Annotated in this window: 1 protein-coding gene; it reads left to right on the top strand. The window is 43.2% G+C overall.

The features are described from left to right. Window positions 1-117: 117 nt before the first annotated feature. The coding region (locus FC83_RS12285; RefSeq protein WP_236700837.1) for an IS3 family transposase at window positions 118-359 on the top strand (242 nt) is incomplete at its 3' end.

Here is a 359-nt window from a genome sequence, read left to right as displayed (position 1 = left end):
TACTGGTGTAGTGGCGGTCGTGCCACAAATCCAGCTCCTGCAGAATTCAATGAATTTATCTTAGCGCAAATTAAAGTCGAGTTTGAACAAAGCAATAGGACTCGTGGTACTCACAGTATGACAACGGCTATCAATGTATGGTTGGAGCGCCAAGGTTTGCCCAAGGTAAATCATAAGCGCGTCTATAGATTGATGCGTCAATCAGGCATGGTATCTGTCATCCGTAAGAAACGGCCTGGTTATCATAAAACCCAAGCAGCCTATATTGCGGAAAACACCTTAAACGGTGATTTTGAACGTAAAGGTATCAATGAGGTATGGGCAACTGATTCAACTTTTGTGACCTATGGTAAGCACAA

The organism is Agrilactobacillus composti DSM 18527 = JCM 14202, from assembly GCF_001436375.1.
GTDB classification, from domain to species: domain Bacteria; phylum Bacillota; class Bacilli; order Lactobacillales; family Lactobacillaceae; genus Agrilactobacillus; species Agrilactobacillus composti.
This window is presented reverse-complemented; position numbering and strand designations above follow the sequence as displayed.